At 43.2% G+C, this 14391-nt stretch carries 14 protein-coding genes; 4 read left to right on the forward strand and 10 right to left on the reverse strand.

Translation table 11 applies throughout. From position 1 onward, the window contains the following. Positions 1 to 74 precede the first annotated feature (74 nt). Positions 75 to 920, reverse strand: a complete 846-nt coding sequence (locus F0361_RS09235) for an AraC family transcriptional regulator (protein ID WP_154918167.1) — start codon at positions 918 to 920, stop codon at positions 75 to 77. Positions 921 to 1060: 140 nt separating this feature from the next. On the opposite strand from F0361_RS09235, the gene F0361_RS09240 reads away from it, so the two are divergent. The 4 genes from F0361_RS09240 (at position 1061) to F0361_RS09255 (ending at position 6064) form a co-directional block, all read left to right on the forward strand. Beyond that, positions 1061 to 1990, forward strand: a complete 930-nt coding sequence (locus tag F0361_RS09240; protein ID WP_154918170.1) for a dihydrodipicolinate synthase family protein — start codon at positions 1061 to 1063, stop codon at positions 1988 to 1990. A gap of 77 nt (positions 1991 to 2067) precedes the next feature. Then, positions 2068 to 3726: a DUF885 domain-containing protein gene (locus F0361_RS09245; protein WP_246160864.1), complete on the forward strand. Its 1659-nt coding sequence runs from the start codon at positions 2068 to 2070 to the stop codon at positions 3724 to 3726. A gap of 69 nt (positions 3727 to 3795) precedes the next feature. Then, positions 3796 to 4803, forward strand: a complete 1008-nt coding sequence (locus F0361_RS09250; RefSeq protein WP_154918174.1) for a 4-hydroxyproline epimerase — start codon at positions 3796 to 3798, stop codon at positions 4801 to 4803. A 1-nt stretch (position 4804) separates the two neighbouring features. Further along, positions 4805 to 6064, forward strand: a complete 1260-nt coding sequence (locus tag F0361_RS09255; RefSeq protein ID WP_154918176.1) for an NAD(P)/FAD-dependent oxidoreductase — start codon at positions 4805 to 4807, stop codon at positions 6062 to 6064. Positions 6065 to 6074: 10 nt separating this feature from the next. Here F0361_RS09255 and ablB read toward each other — a convergent pair whose 3' ends face one another. From ablB to F0361_RS09305, 9 genes are all read right to left on the reverse strand, one after another. Beyond that, a complete protein-coding gene (gene ablB, locus F0361_RS09260) occupies positions 6075 to 6923 on the reverse strand; it encodes a putative beta-lysine N-acetyltransferase (RefSeq protein ID WP_154918178.1) in 849 nt (282 codons plus the stop codon). Between the two features lie 52 nt (positions 6924 to 6975). Further along, on the reverse strand, positions 6976 to 8175 hold the full coding sequence (locus tag F0361_RS09265; RefSeq protein ID WP_154918180.1) for a glutamate-5-semialdehyde dehydrogenase: 1200 nt from the start codon (positions 8173 to 8175) through the stop codon (positions 6976 to 6978). Next, positions 8172 to 8960 carry a glutamate 5-kinase gene (proB, locus tag F0361_RS09270; protein WP_138257135.1) on the reverse strand — a complete coding sequence of 263 codons (789 nt, stop codon included), beginning with the start codon at positions 8958 to 8960 and terminating at the stop codon, positions 8172 to 8174. The genes F0361_RS09265 and proB overlap by 4 nt, the downstream gene beginning before the upstream one ends. After that, a complete protein-coding gene (gene proC / locus F0361_RS09275; protein WP_154918181.1) occupies positions 8953 to 9768 on the reverse strand; it encodes a pyrroline-5-carboxylate reductase in 816 nt (271 codons plus the stop codon). Before proC ends, proB begins: the two co-directional genes overlap by 8 nt. A gap of 424 nt (positions 9769 to 10192) precedes the next feature. Then, positions 10193 to 10390: a 30S ribosomal protein S21 gene (rpsU, locus tag F0361_RS09285; RefSeq protein WP_138257138.1), complete on the reverse strand. Its 198-nt coding sequence runs from the start codon at positions 10388 to 10390 to the stop codon at positions 10193 to 10195. A gap of 8 nt (positions 10391 to 10398) precedes the next feature. After that, positions 10399 to 11259 carry a sigma-70 family RNA polymerase sigma factor gene (locus F0361_RS09290; RefSeq protein WP_154918182.1) on the reverse strand — a complete coding sequence of 287 codons (861 nt, stop codon included), beginning with the start codon at positions 11257 to 11259 and terminating at the stop codon, positions 10399 to 10401. 208 nt (positions 11260 to 11467) lie between these two features. After that, complete coding sequence (locus F0361_RS09295) at positions 11468 to 12475, reverse strand: amidohydrolase family protein (protein ID WP_154918184.1); 1008 nt, start codon at positions 12473 to 12475, stop codon at positions 11468 to 11470. 29 nt (positions 12476 to 12504) lie between these two features. Beyond that, positions 12505 to 13743, reverse strand: a complete 1239-nt coding sequence (locus F0361_RS09300) for an esterase (RefSeq protein WP_170257981.1) — start codon at positions 13741 to 13743, stop codon at positions 12505 to 12507. Between the two features lie 17 nt (positions 13744 to 13760). Then, the gene (locus F0361_RS09305) at positions 13761 to 14324 is read right to left on the reverse strand and encodes a DapH/DapD/GlmU-related protein (protein ID WP_154918186.1); all 564 of its coding nucleotides are present in this window, start codon (positions 14322 to 14324) and stop codon (positions 13761 to 13763) included. Between the last annotated feature and the right edge of the window lie 67 nt (positions 14325 to 14391).

Here is a 14391-nt window from a genome sequence, read left to right on the forward strand (position 1 = left end):
GGTGAGTTTTTCAAAGGGTAATTTAACACTATTTATGCAAAAATAGTAACGATGTTTATTACCATGGATAATTGCTATTCAAAGCTCTTTTTGTAAGAAGATGGCGATACGCCTTTTTGGGCCTTGAACTGTCTATTAAAATTGGACTGATTTTGAAAACCACAGGCTTCGGCGATTTCGCCAATTGACAGGGTGTTGGAAAGCACCAATTGCTGGCACGCATGGGACACCCTATATTCGATCAAAAAATCCATAAAACTTTTGTTGGTATGTTTTTTAAAGAACCTACAAAATGAATTTTTGGTCATATGGCTTATAGAAGCTACTTCTTCCAAAGGTATGGGCCTATGAAAATTTTGGATTACCAAATCAAAGATGCGCTGTAACCGTTCCCCTTCGTCCAAACTTCGCACCTTCGTTGTGGCCGATAGCGAGAGCGTTTGGCTAGGAAGGCCACATAATTTACTCTGTAGCTGCAACAAGCCTAGGAATCGGTCGAATCTATTTTTTGATTCCATTCCCTTTATAAATTGACCGAGTTCATTTTGCTCCTCCAATACCCTAAACCCATATTGAGCCTTTTCAAAAAACATCCGTATATCTTGTAGTTCCAATAAACGGAAGAAATTTTCGCCAAAGGAATCCTTGGTAAAGAACAAGGTGTACATTTTGGAAGGGGTCTTACCACTATCCTCACTTTTAAACAGGTGGGGAATGGTACTTCCTATTACAAAAAGGTCGTTGGAGCTGTATGGGTGAATTCCGTCCATAAAGACCAGTTTTCCGGTACCCCGTTCAATATAACTTATCTGTATTTCTTCATGTTGATGGAGTTTATCATAGAAACGGATTTCCTCATCAACCTGGAAGACCAAATTCTCCAAGGGTGATTTTGGGATTACAAAGGGAAGTACTTTCATTTTATGAAAGTAGTCCAAATTATCCACATTATACTATTCGTTATTAAATTTAGGGGTAATATAATACTGAAATTGGATAAGATGCAATTAGGGCTTTGTACACTGTCTATTTAATTTTAAGGAAACAAAATTATTGAGTTATGGTATTTTCATGGAGTGGGGTAATGCCCGCGGTTACTACAAAGTTTACAAAGGACGGAGCATTGGACCTGGATATGTTCCAGGTAAACATCGAGGCCCAAGTGGCTGCCGGGGTAAACGGTATCATATTAGGTGGCACCCTGGGCGAGGCGAGTACCTTGACCGGACCGGAAAAGGAGACCTTGTTAAAAAGGACGATCGGGATTGTGGATGGAAAAGTTCCGGTAATTTTGAATATTGCGGAACAGACCACCCAAGGGGCCATAGATGCCGTGAAAGCGGCTGAAAAGAATGGCGCATCAGGTCTTATGATGCTGCCCCCCATGCGTTACAAGGCCAATGATTTTGAGACGGTGACCTATTTTCAGGAAGTGGCACGTAGCACGGATTTGCCCATCATGATCTATAACAACCCGATCGATTACGGTATTATGGTGACCCTTGATATGTTCGAGACCTTGTTGAAGGAAAAAAATATCACAGCCGTTAAGGAAAGTACGCGCGACATTTCCAATGTTACCCGGATAAAAAACCGTTTTGGAGACCGACTTAAAATTCTGACCGGGGTGGATACCCTTGGACTTGAAAGTCTCTTAATGGGTGCCGAAGGCTGGGTAGCCGGACTGGTTTGTGCCTTCCCGGCTGAAACGGTCGCCATTTACAAATTAGCAAAGGCCGGAAGGATCAAGGAGGCCCTGGAAATCTATAGATGGTTTCTGCCCTTACTTGAATTGGACATCAATCCACAGTTGGTACAGAATATAAAGTTGGCCGAAGTCGCCACGGGCATAGGCACAGAAAATGTTAGGGCTCCCCGACTGCCTTTGCAAGGTGCGGAGCGAGAAAGAGTGCTGAAGATTATCGAGATCGGGATGGCGAACAGGCCCCAATTGCCGGATTATTTGCACCTGGAAGAAGCAATGATTTAATGGCTAGGTTCATGGCAAAAAAGTATCTTAATCGAATTTTAATCCTAGGTCTTGGGTTACTATTGCATTCTATACCGATGTTTGCCCAAAAGCAAGCCTTGGAAAAAATCATCGGGGAGGTGGAGGCGTTTGAACTGTACGACCGAAGCGAATTCCCCCTAGGCCGATACCTTCCCGAAGTCTATAAAAAGGATGCCAATTTTGCCCAGGAACAACTGGCAAAACTGGAATCTATTGAAACGGTCGATCTTTCCGAAACCGAAATGATTTCCCTGGAACTGCTGAAATTTAGTCTCCAAAACAGGGTGGACGAGTACAAGCACGAACTCTACCTAAACCCCATTCAGGCCGACCAAGGTTTTCACCTCAGTCTAAATTATCGTATTCGGCCCCTACGGGATTATGAAAGTGCCAGGCAGTATTTGAAGGCGCTCAATGACATGCCTCGCTTTGCCGAGGAACATTTTCAGGTTTTGCGAATGGCCCTTGAAAAAAAGGTTTCCCAGCCCAAGGTGATTTTTGAAGGCTATGAATCCACCTACAACCAGCATATTACTGAAAACATTTCGGACAATGCATTTTACGGCCCCTTTAAGGACCTGCCATCATCGCTAACAACAGCACAAAAGGATTCCATTCTTGGTGCCGCTAAAGTGGCCATTGAGGCAGCGGTCGTACCAACCTTCAAAAAAATAAAGGACTTTTTTGAATCGGAATACTTGCCCAATACCCGGAACACGTTTGGTATTTCCGATACGCCCGGGGGAGCGGAACTCTATCAGAACAGGGTAAACTATTATACCACGACCAATACATACACCGCGGAAGACGTGCATCAAATCGGTCTAAAAGAAGTAGCTCGGATTCGTTCCGAAATGCAGGAAATCATCAAATCCGTTGGGTTCAAGGGAAGTTTTGCAGACTTTCTGGAGTTTCTGCGAACCGACCCCCAGTTTTACGTGACCAATGGCGAGGACTTATTAAAGGAGGCGCGAAACATCGCAAAGCAAATCGACGCGAAATTACCCGCCTATTTTTCTACCTTGCCAAGAAAACCCTATGGGGTCATAAAAGTACCCGATGCCCTGGCACCCAAATATACGGGCGGTAGGTATTCCGGCTCTCGCAGTCCTACAGAACCGGGGTATTATTTGGTGAATACCTATAAGTTGGACAGTAGGCCTCTATATGTATTGCCATCCTTGACCCTTCACGAAGCGGTTCCCGGGCATCATTTGCAGGGCAGCCTCAATCAGGAAATGTCCGATAGTATTCCCCAATTCAGAAGAAACATGTATCTCTCCGCCTTTGGGGAAGGATGGGCCCTGTACACGGAGTTTTTGGGCGATGAAATGGGTATGTACAAGACACCGTACGAAAAATTCGGGAAGCTTACCTATGAAATGTGGCGCGCAACCCGTTTGGTCGTGGATACGGGCATTCATGCCAAAGGATGGACAAAGCAACAGGTCTTGGACTTTATGAAGAACAACACGGCACTCTCCTTACATGAAATCAATACAGAAACCGACCGATATATCGCTTGGCCCGGGCAGGCCCTATCTTACAAAATGGGCGAACTGAAGATACGGGAATTGCGAACCAAAGCGGAAGAAGAGCTTGGTCCCGACTTTAACATCCGGGAGTTTCACGAGGTAATTTTAGGTCAGGGTACGGTGACCTTGCCCATTTTGGAAAGAAGGGTAAACGATTATATCAAAAGTAAAAAATCCTAGGAGCGAACCATAAATTTGAACGAACTTCGAGGGTACAAATTCCAGCATATCCAACAAAATAGAAATTGAGTGAAAGAGTATGTCTTTAAATGTATTGACGGCCATACATGTGGGAACCCCGTTAGGCTGGTCGTTGAAGGTGCACCTACTTTGGTGGGGGCGAATATGAGCGAAAAGCGACTCCATTTTATGAAGGAGTATGACTGGATCAGAAAGGGACTGATGTACGAACCCAGGGGCCATGATATGATGAGCGGTGCCTTTTTATATCCGCCTTCAAATCCTGATAACGATTTTGGCATCGTCTTTATAGAAACAAGTGGTTGCCTTCCCATGTGCGGGCATGGCAGCATCGGCGTGATAACCATGGCCATTGAAGAGGGCGTTGTGGTTCCCAAAGAGCCCGGTAAGATAAGAATGGAAGCCCCGGCAGGTTTGGTGGAGGTGACCTACCAACAGAACGGAAATAAAGTGGAGTGGGTAAAACTGGTCAACGTAGGTTCTTACTTGGCGGCATCGGATTTGACAGTTTCTTCCAGTTACTTGGGAGAACTTGTTTTTGATGTGGCCTATGGCGGAAATTTCTACGCGATTTTTGACCCACAGAAGAACTTTTCTGGATTGCAGGATTATTCGGCCTCCCAATTGATAGAAATGGCGAGGGAGCTCAGACAGAACATCAACTTGAAATATCCGGGAAAATTTGTACATCCAGAGAATCCGTCCATCAAGGATGTGAGCCATGTCCTTTGGACGGGTACGACCATTTCACCCGATGCTACGGCAAGAAACGCCGTGTTCTACGGCGATAAGGCCATTGATCGTTCCCCTTGTGGTACCGGTACCTCGGCGCGCATGGCCCAGTGGTATGCCAAGGATAAATTGGGGCTTGGAGCGGAGTTTGTACATGAAAGTATTATAGGCTCAAAATTCATAGGGATGGCTGAAAAGGAATGTAAAATTGGTAATTTTACAGGTATAATTCCCAGCATAAAGGGTTGGGCGAGAAAGTATGGTTACAATGAAATTACCATTGATGAAGCGGACCCTTATGCCTTCGGCTTTCAAGTAATATAATATGGCGGAGAAGAAAAAGACATTGATTATCGGCGCAGGTGTAATGGGGCTTTGTTCGGCCTATTACCTGCATAAAAAGGGACATCAGGTCACGGTTTTGGAACAGTCCATGGGCGGCCAGGGAGCCTCTTTTGTAAATGCCGGATATCTCACGCCCAGTCATATCGTACCTATGGCGGCACCTGGGGTGATTACCAAAGGATTGTCCATGATGATGGATAGTAAGAGTCCTTTTTATATAAAACCACGTTGGGATGTCGATTTCTTTAAATGGGCCTGGGCATTTCATAAATCTTCCACTAAAGAAAAAGTGGATAGGGCCGCACCCATTATAAAAGATATCAATCTTTTGAGTTCCAATTTGTACGATGAAATTAAGGAGTCCGGTGATTTGGGGGACTTTCATTTGGAGAAAAAGGGGCTTCTCATGATTTATCAGACCGATGCCTATGGTGATGCCGAGAAAAAAGTGGCGGCAACCGCCAAGGGCTTTGGGTTGGAGGTTACCCATTTGGAAACCGATGCATTAAAGAAGTTGCATGGGGACACGGAAGTCATCGGGAAGGGAGCCCTTCATTATTTTTGCGATTCCCATACCACGCCCACGGTTTTCATGGCCAAAATGAAGAACTATCTTTTAAAGAACGGCGTTCAAATAAACTATGGGGAAGAAGTAAAAAAGTTCGATTACTCAAACGGTAAAATCCATACCGTCCGATCCAACAAGCAATCCTACCAACCCGATAACGTGGTGTTGGCTTCGGGGTCCTGGAGCAATGATTTGGTGAAACAACTGGGCCTAACCTTACAGGTACAGGCGGGAAAAGGGTATTGCATCGATGTGCATCGGCCTACGGGAATAAAATTGCCGGCGATTTTAATGGAAGCCAAAGTGGCGATTACGCCTATGGACGGATTTACCCGGTTTGCAGGGACCATGGAGTTTTCGGGCGTAAACTACGAAATTAATTTGGATAGGGTAGTGGCCATTGCGGAAGCCGTAAAGAAATTCTACCCATCTATTGAAATAACCAAAGCCGAAATCAACAGTGCCAAATGTGGTCTGCGTCCCGTCTCGCCCGATGGATTGCCCTACATAGGCAAGATGAAGGCCTTCGATAACTTTTTCATCACTACGGGCCATGCCATGATGGGCTGGAGTTTGGGTCCGGCTACGGGAAAACTGATTTCGGAAGTTATGGAAGGCGATGGGACCTCCATGGATATTGCGCCTTTTGATCCTGAAAGGAAGTTTGGATAGACTTACAAGTTTAAAGCCGATTGTAGTACCAAACGTTCATACTTTCCATTGCGTCCCGCACAAAAGCGTTGTTGGTAAGAGTGCCGGCAAACTTAAAACCATGTTTACTATACGTAATGTTCAACCCGTACGAAGTGGCTCTTGCCAACGCGTAAATCGTTGTACATTCCTCTTTGCCCATAAGTTTTTTGATTTCCTGCACTAGGTAATAGGAAAGGTTTTGGCCCCTATAGTCAGGATGTGTTGCAAAATCTACAATCTCCAAATTTGCCTCTGTTGTATGTACCCTCAAAATCGCGGATACCAAAAGTTCATCGTTAACGAACAGCCCATGAAATTGATGGGCCATTTCCTCCAAGTCCCTAAAATCCTGTACTTTTTTTATATGCTTTGGATGGTATTTATAGGCCTTTTCATGTAAGGTTGCCAAGTCGGAAAAGTCCGCTGTCCCAAGTTTTCGTATGGCATAGCCTTCGGGGATACCCATATGCGGATTTTCATTTGGTTTGTTGGCGGCCATCGCTATTCTCTTTACGGTTTCAATGGTCTTCAACTGTTTTTTATCACATTGGAACCTGTTCTTGTTCAAATAGTCCGCCAAAAAATAGCCGGTGGTCTTTCCATTGTACAATCCGGGTATTTTTGCCTCTATCTTAAAACCGTTTGATTTAAAATGCGTGATGGCATTTTCGGGGACGCGGCTTAAGATTTTATCATATTTTCTCTGTTTTGCCAATTCGGTCATTTTTGGCAAAATCGCATCGATTTTTGCGGAATTTATTTCCGATAAATAAATTCGATTATGGATTTCCCCATGATATATGGTCGCGCCCTCAATATTCTCTATTGTTTCAAACATTTGTAGGATTTAATTATGTTTTTGAACTTGAACTTGAACTTGAATTTTCCCCTTATTCCCTTATTTGACCGTCGCCAAAAACGTAATATTTATTGGTGACCAATTGTTCCAATCCCAAAGGTCCCCTGTGGTGCAGCTTGTCCGTACTGATGGCAAGTTCCGCCCCTACGCCCATTTGACCGCCGTCCGTAAATCTGGTGGAAGCATTTTGATAGACCGCTGCGCAATCCACTTCCTCCATAAATCGCATGGCACTTCCTTTATCATTGGTCATGATGGTGGCGGAATGCCCTCCGGAATGTTCGTTGATTTTGGATACCGCTTCGGTTAAGGAATCCACCGCCGCCAAGCAGCATTTCATGGCCAAAAATTCTTCTTTCCAGATAGATTCGTCCGTAATTGGCTTGGCAGATGTTAAGGTCTTGCCAACCGTCTGGTCCACCCAAGTTTCAACACCTTTATAGCTTAATAGATTGTAGAGCTCTGTCAGTTTTTGTTCGTAGTTATCGATTTTCTGGTTAACCAATATTTTGTCCAGGGCATTACACGCCGAAATTTTATCGGTCTTCGCGTTCATGATTACCTTGATGCTTTTTTCCCAGTCGGCAGTAGCGTCCACATACAGGAAATTGTTTCCTCGTCCGCTGACAAGGACGGCGCAGTTGGCATGCTCCTTCACAAAATTGATCAACCTTTCGCCACCTCGTGGTACGATGAGGTCCAATTTTTCCGTAGGATTTTTTAAGAATTCCTGGGTTTCCTGTCTATTCAAGGTCATCAATTGAATATAATCCTTTGGAAGGCCGTTTTCCTCCAGGGCCTTGTGCCATAATTGGGTCAGTATAGTATTACTGTGCAAAGCCTCCTTTCCACCTTTCAAGAGTATTTTATTACTTGCCTTGAACGCTAGCACGGCTGCTTCAATAGTGACGTCGGGACGGGATTCGTAGATAATCATGATCGTACCAAAAGGGGCGGTTTTGTTGGTTATCTCTAAACCGTTGTCCAAAATCCTTGTAGAGATGGGTCTGTTGACGGGATCTTCCTGACTTTTTACATCACGAATCGACTGGATCATACCGTCAATTTTGGTGTTGGTAACAATAAGTCGATCAAACATGGCTTGGTCCTCCTTCTGAAAGAGATTCAGGTCTTTTTTATTTGCTTCGATGATGCTTTCCCTATTTTCGTCTAACAGTCGCATCATGCTGTCCAAAACGTTGTTTTTTTTATCTGTAGTCAAAAGTTTCATTTTATTAATTCTTCTTCTAAGGTTACTCTGGTACCTACATTTTTACCATCGATGATGTCTATGATCGTGTCGTTCTTTTTTCCGTTTGCAATGTAGGTGGGTATGCCCTTGGCGGCCGCCTGCTGCGCGTAATCCAGTTTGGAACCCATACCGCCACGGCCTTCCTCTTCCCGTTTGTTATTGTCCTTTATATACTTGTCCAGATTTTCTTCCGGTTTTACGTGTTCTACAAGATTACTGTTCTGGGCGTTTGGATCTCCAGTATAGAGACCGTCTATATCGGTAAGTATGATTAACTTGTCCGCGTTCAACAATTGGGCGATAAGGCTTGCAAGTTCATCATTGTCTGAGAACATGCTCATGGTCACAGATACCGCGTCATCTTCGTTTGCGATAGGAATCACCCCTTCTGAAAGTAGACCTTCACAGCAATTAATCATATTTTGCCTGTGTACGCCTGGGCTAAAATCCCTTTTTGTGGGCAATACCTGGGCACATTTCATTCCATAATCGTGAAATATATTATAATACAAACGCATCATCCTGGGCTGCCCTATGGCAGAATACACCTGCCGTCTTTGAGTCCTGTCCTCAATATTGGATTTTCCCAGAACCTCTTTTCCGGCAATTACTGATCCGGAAGAAACAAGTACCGTAATGATATCCCTCTCATACAATGTCGCTATTTGCTCAACCAAGTTTCTCAGAACCGGTCGCACAATTCTATTGTCCTTGTTGGTCATAACATTGGTACCAACTTTTACCACTATTAACTCTTTATACATACGATTTTTCTTTTCCAAGTTCCACGGCACGGTCAAATGCAGCGAATGCCGCTTCTTTTATCAATTCACCTACGTTGTTGTTCTCCATACTGTCCAATGCGGCCCGGGTAGTTCCTCCCTTGCTGGCTACCTTGTCCATCCAAGAATTTGGGGATAGGTCGTTTTGATTGAATAGTTCAATGGCGCCCGTAAAGGTTTGGCTTACCAAAACTTTGGATACATTTTTTGAAAATCCCATTTTCAATGCGGCCTCCATCATGCTTTGCATAAAATAAAACACATAGGCAGGTCCGCTACCTGATATTCCTGTTGAGGCATCGATGAAATTTTCGTCACTTACCAAAATGGATCTTCCAGTAGTATCCAAAAGGCTTTCAATCGTTAAAAGTTCTATTTTGGATACTTCTTCTGATGCTACAAAGGAGGTAAGGCCCTTCCCTATTTTGGCTGGTAGGTTGGGCATGGCACGTACCACTTTTTTTAAACCTGTTAAGTCTTTAATCGTTTTGATGGTTACCCCGGCCATTATTGAGATGACTATTTGGCCATCGTTTACCAAAGGTTCCATTTTCATCATGAGACCGTCTGCATGATACGGCTTTACGGCAATAAAAATTATATCTGCCTGCGGCACACAAGCTGACAATTCCTTAAAAATGTCGAATTTGGCTTCTTTCCGTAATTCTTCCAGTTTTTCCTCGGAGGTGTCCAATACCATGATGTTTCTCCTTTTCAAAAGTTTGGATTTGGACATGCCTTCTGCATAGGTAAGTCCCATGTTTCCAGCTCCAATGACTAAAATTTTCATAAGATAGTTTGTTGTTTATAAAATTGTTAATTGGATATTCCGGTTAAACAAATAGCATTCTTTCTACATTGCTATTTTTCTTTGTAAAAAAGGTATGGGTATACTTGTGAACGGTTTTAAAAGGCATCCCTAAAAAATACTTTTTTATACAGGTTACCTTTGAATTCAACCTACCCAATCTGGTCCTATATACTTCTTTCACATTACTTTCTCTTTTTATGTAAATAATCTTCATTATAATTGTATTCTTTGATATAAGTTCAGGTATAACATAAGATTCTGCACGGTCTATACAAATTGACCATGTTAAGCTTTTGTTATATTGATTTTCAGGTACTTAATATGTAATTATTACCCGCTGGGGTTATTAGGTTGTCAATTATTTTGAGGTAAACAAACAAATATGACAATTGACAAAAATGTGTTATTGGTCTTCGTTCTCCAATAAATATTGTTGCTTATATTCAGCTTTTTGTAGAGCTTCTCTCCTTTCGGTAGATTGTTTGGTATAATATTGATTTTCTTTAATTTTATCCAATACTTTGGTTCTTCTGTATTTTCTCTTATACCGTTTTAGGGCTCTCTCAATGGATTCTCCTTCTTTTACTTCAATCTTTAGCATATTCTTTTTTATAAATAGGTTCTTAATACTTTATTTCTGGACTTATTTCTGAGTGCACGCAGTCCTTTTTCACGTACCTGTCGTACCCGCTCTCGGGTGATATCAAACAAATCGCCAATTTCCGAAAGACTCATAGGCGGTTCCTTTCCAATACCATAGAATAGCCTAATAACGTCTCTTTGTCTTTCCGGTATGCTATTTAACGCATCTTTCAAATCCGTTTGGAGAGATTCCTCCATCATTTTCTCATCCGGTTTATCCGCATCCTTGGATGATAGTACATTGTAAAGGTTAGATGATTCTTCTTCCTTAAAGGGGGCATCCAAGGATAATGACCGACCTGAATTTTTGATGGAGCTTTCCACTTTACGTACGCTCATATCCAGTTCCGAAGCAATTTCGGAGGAGTTTGGTGGGCGTTCCAATTTTTGCTCCAAGGAGGAATATACCTTATAGATTTTGGTATTTGTCGCGATTTTATTCTGGGGCAGCCTTATGGATTTCCCATTTTTGGAAAGTGCCTGTAAGATGGACTGTCTGATCCACCATACTGCATAGGAAATGAATTTGAAGCCTCTGGTCTCGTCAAATCTTTTGGCCGCTTTGACCAGACCAAGATTTCCTTCATTTATTAAATCCGTTAGACTTAGGCCCCTATTTTGATATTGCTTTGCGGCGGAGACGACAAATCTAAGGTTGGCGTTTACCAATTTTTCCAAAGCTTCTTGATCCCCTTGCTTTATTCGCTGGGCCAATTCCACCTCCTCGTCCGCCGTAATCAAATCGATCTTGTTGATCTCCTGAAAGTATTTTTCAAGCGACTTGGTGTCTCGGTTGGTGATTTGCTTTGTGATTTTTAGTTGACGCATAAAAGTGTTTTAGATTATGACTTGTTCATAACCTACACCTTTTATCTAAAAATCCAAATAAATGGTGAAAAACCTTTGAAATTGACCCAAATCAGTCAATAATTAAATGATAATGGCACATTTTAAATGAAAAAGATCAGAAATTTTTAATTCTGATCTTTTTTTGTTTATAGGGAAGCGTTTTGGCTTCTTTTAAAAATAGCTTACATTATTCAAACATTATGGCGTCCAGATTGAAAAAGCGAACGGCGTTATTAAATAGGATATCTCGCTTTTGTTCTTCAGAAAGATAGTTTGCGTTTTCGATAACCCCAATGGAAGTTTCCAGCAGACCGGGCCATATCATAAGGTCCGTACCGTATAAAATCCTTTTGGCAAAACCTGCCTGTACCAATCTTTTTAAATAGGCATGAATTTCCTCAAGTGGATAGCTCCAAATGAAGCCGGCCAGATCTACATAGACGTAGGCGTTGGCACCCATCAAAGCGATCATCTGGTCTGCCATTGGATAACCCGCATGCATGACCCAAATTTTTAACTTTGGATGCCTTGCCAGCATATCCTCCAATAAAAAGGGTTGGCCGAGAGAAGCCCTGTAATTAGGCGAAGTGATATTGGCCATGCCGTTACCTCCAGTTCCCATATGGATGCCTACGGGAATACCCAGTTCTTCGGCAACACCAAAATATTCATCCAAGGACATATCGCTTGGGGACATTCCCTGATATTGTGGAGCTACCTCGCCCATAACCTTATAAAAACCATTGGAGAGCGAATCCCTGAAGGCTTCCACCGACATTTGTTCGGCATTGCTTATTCCCAAGGACGGAATAATTCTGTCCGGGGCGGCACTGTGCCATTTATGGATGACATCTGCATCGCCACTAACTACCATGGTAATATTCAATTCTCTGTTCGCCCTAAGAATGGCTTCTTGCATTTCGGCATCGGTTTTAGCAGGTTTTAGTGGAGCCACACATCCAGTACTTATGAACGATGGTGCATCTTGGTTGGGACCACTCCCCGGCATACTCTTTAGAAACCATGGACACATTTCAGAGGCGAAATTGGGATTTGCCTTCATGGCATGGACATGGACATCAATGATGGGCAATCTTTTTTTTGTCTCTTGTGCATTTACAACTGCTGTGTAACATGCAAGAACAAAACATAGGATTAGTAAATTTGGATTGTAATTTTTATATATTGTATTCATACTCTTGGTGTAAAGGTTATAAGGTTCAATTATTTGAATAGCATCGGGGCAAACTCTGAAAGGTATATTCTCCAGTTGGTCCAGGTATGTCCTCCGGTACTTTCCCTATAGATATAGTCAAAGTCATGCTTGTCCAATTCGTCGCGCATGGTGACCACGCTTTGGTATAGGAAATCATCTTTTCCACAGGCGATCCAATACAATTTTGGGTTTGCTTCTTTTAGTGCCAAGATTTGCTCGGCACGTTTGGAGTGGTCCACTTCGATGCCAAATCGGCTTAAATCCGCAAAACCCATGCTCATCACGCCGATGTAATTGAAAAGGTCCGGATTGGCGAAGGAAGTATTCATGGTCTGCAAACCGCCCATACTAAGACCCGTAAGCGCCCTATTTTCTTTATCTGCCTTGACCCTGAAATTAGCTTCGATATAAGGAATGACATCGTTTACCAAACTCTTTTCGAACAGCATGCTGGCCATGCCCCTTCCGGAAACATCCACATTGGGCAATTTGGGGGTGATGGTCTGTGCCGATGCCTGTGACGGGTTTCCATTGGTCATGACTACGATCATGGGTTCCGCTTTTCCACTGTTGATAAGGTTGTCCAAAATTACTGGGGTCACACCAAGGGTAGGCCACGCTTCCTCGTCACCCCCGCCACCGTGCAATAAATACAGCACGGGATACTTTTCATTGGAACTGATATATCCGGGCGGTGTGTAGACGAACATACGTCGTGTAAGTTCAAGGGTAGGGGAATCGTACCAAATTTGGTGAACACTTCCCTTGGGCCCTGTTTTTGCCCAATAAAGATCCGATGCTTCCCCGGGCACATACAACACGCTCTCGGTTCTAAAAATACCGTCCCTGGCCACTTTAAGGTTGGATGGGTCTATAGTGGTAACCCCGTCTACGTTAAAGGTATACGTGTAGAGTTCAGGTTCCAGAGGGCCCAATTTCACGGACCATACACCATTTGCGTCCTTGGTAAGTTGCGCGGTTTGTCGTGTCATGCCTTGTTCCCCATTGGGTACCATGGGCATCCAATTCCCTGATAAGCTAACACTTTCGGCTTGTGGCGCCTTAATTCTAAACATAATGGAGCGATCTTCATTTAGCTCCGGGGATACCAATCGTTCGGTTTGTCCTACTTCTTGCGAACGAATCAGGGAAGGGACCGTTATCAAGATTCCCATGAAAAAATACATGTATCTTCTAAGGGATTTTAACTCGGATGCAACCTTGGGTTTTTGATATTCATTTTTCATTTTTAAAGGTTTATGGGTTAATTTAATTTCTTTAAAATTTTTGCGGGTATACCCCCCACAACCGTATTGGGTGGAACATTTTTATTGACCAGTGCACCGGCGGCCACTACGGAATTCCTTCCTATCCTTACCCCTGGTAAAATGGTAGCTCCGGCACCGATCCAGACGTTTTCTTCTATGAGTACCTTACCGGGTACCATGCTTTTTCTTGTAGCGATTTCCGTGGGATGGTTTTCAGATGTAATGTTTACCCGGGGACCGATCATCACATCGTCCTTAATTTCGATACCGCCCAAATCTAAAAAGCTACAGGCGTGGTTTATGAAGACATTATTTCCCAACGTAATATTGATACCTATGTTGGTGTAAAAGGGGGTGAACAAAGTAGTGCTGTCATCTACTTTTTTACCGATGATTTCGCCTAGGATACTGCGGATATCGTCCACATGGTCTGCCCGGTTCAGTTGATTCGACAGTTTTTTGGTTCTGTTGACCATTTCCCGTATTACACCATAATCGGGGTCGTCCATGGGAATAACCTCGCCGGAAGTCAATCGTTCGAATATGTTTTTTTTGTTCATTTTATGTTTCCTAGTGTTCGTACTTCAAACAAGTTCAGCGCGCAAGAATTATGAATACACATATCCC

The organism is Maribacter flavus (assembly GCF_008386635.1).
GTDB lineage: Bacteria > Bacteroidota > Bacteroidia > Flavobacteriales > Flavobacteriaceae > Maribacter > Maribacter flavus.

Bases quoted from the DNA above. Each gene is read 5' to 3' on its own strand.
- F0361_RS09265 (WP_154918180.1), bottom strand. From the start codon at position 8,175: ATGAAACTTTTGACTACAGATAAAAAAAACAACGTTTTGGACAGCATG.
- F0361_RS09290 (WP_154918182.1), bottom strand. From the start codon at position 11,259: ATGCGTCAACTAAAAATCACAAAGCAAATCACCAACCGAGACACCAAG.
- F0361_RS09235 (WP_154918167.1), bottom strand. From the start codon at position 920: ATGAAAGTACTTCCCTTTGTAATCCCAAAATCACCCTTGGAGAATTTG.
- F0361_RS09240 (WP_154918170.1), top strand. From the start codon at position 1,061: ATGGTATTTTCATGGAGTGGGGTAATGCCCGCGGTTACTACAAAGTTT.
- F0361_RS09300 (WP_170257981.1), bottom strand. From the start codon at position 13,743: ATGAAAAATGAATATCAAAAACCCAAGGTTGCATCCGAGTTAAAATCC.
- proB (WP_138257135.1), bottom strand. From the start codon at position 8,960: ATGTATAAAGAGTTAATAGTGGTAAAAGTTGGTACCAATGTTATGACC.
- F0361_RS09305 (WP_154918186.1), bottom strand. From the start codon at position 14,324: ATGAACAAAAAAAACATATTCGAACGATTGACTTCCGGCGAGGTTATT.
- rpsU (WP_138257138.1), bottom strand. From the start codon at position 10,390: ATGCTAAAGATTGAAGTAAAAGAAGGAGAATCCATTGAGAGAGCCCTA.
- F0361_RS09255 (WP_154918176.1), top strand. From the start codon at position 4,805: ATGGCGGAGAAGAAAAAGACATTGATTATCGGCGCAGGTGTAATGGGG.
- ablB (WP_154918178.1), bottom strand. From the start codon at position 6,923: ATGTTTGAAACAATAGAGAATATTGAGGGCGCGACCATATATCATGGG.
- F0361_RS09245 (WP_246160864.1), top strand. From the start codon at position 2,068: ATGTTTGCCCAAAAGCAAGCCTTGGAAAAAATCATCGGGGAGGTGGAG.
- F0361_RS09295 (WP_154918184.1), bottom strand. From the start codon at position 12,475: ATGAATACAATATATAAAAATTACAATCCAAATTTACTAATCCTATGT.
- proC (WP_154918181.1), bottom strand. From the start codon at position 9,768: ATGAAAATTTTAGTCATTGGAGCTGGAAACATGGGACTTACCTATGCA.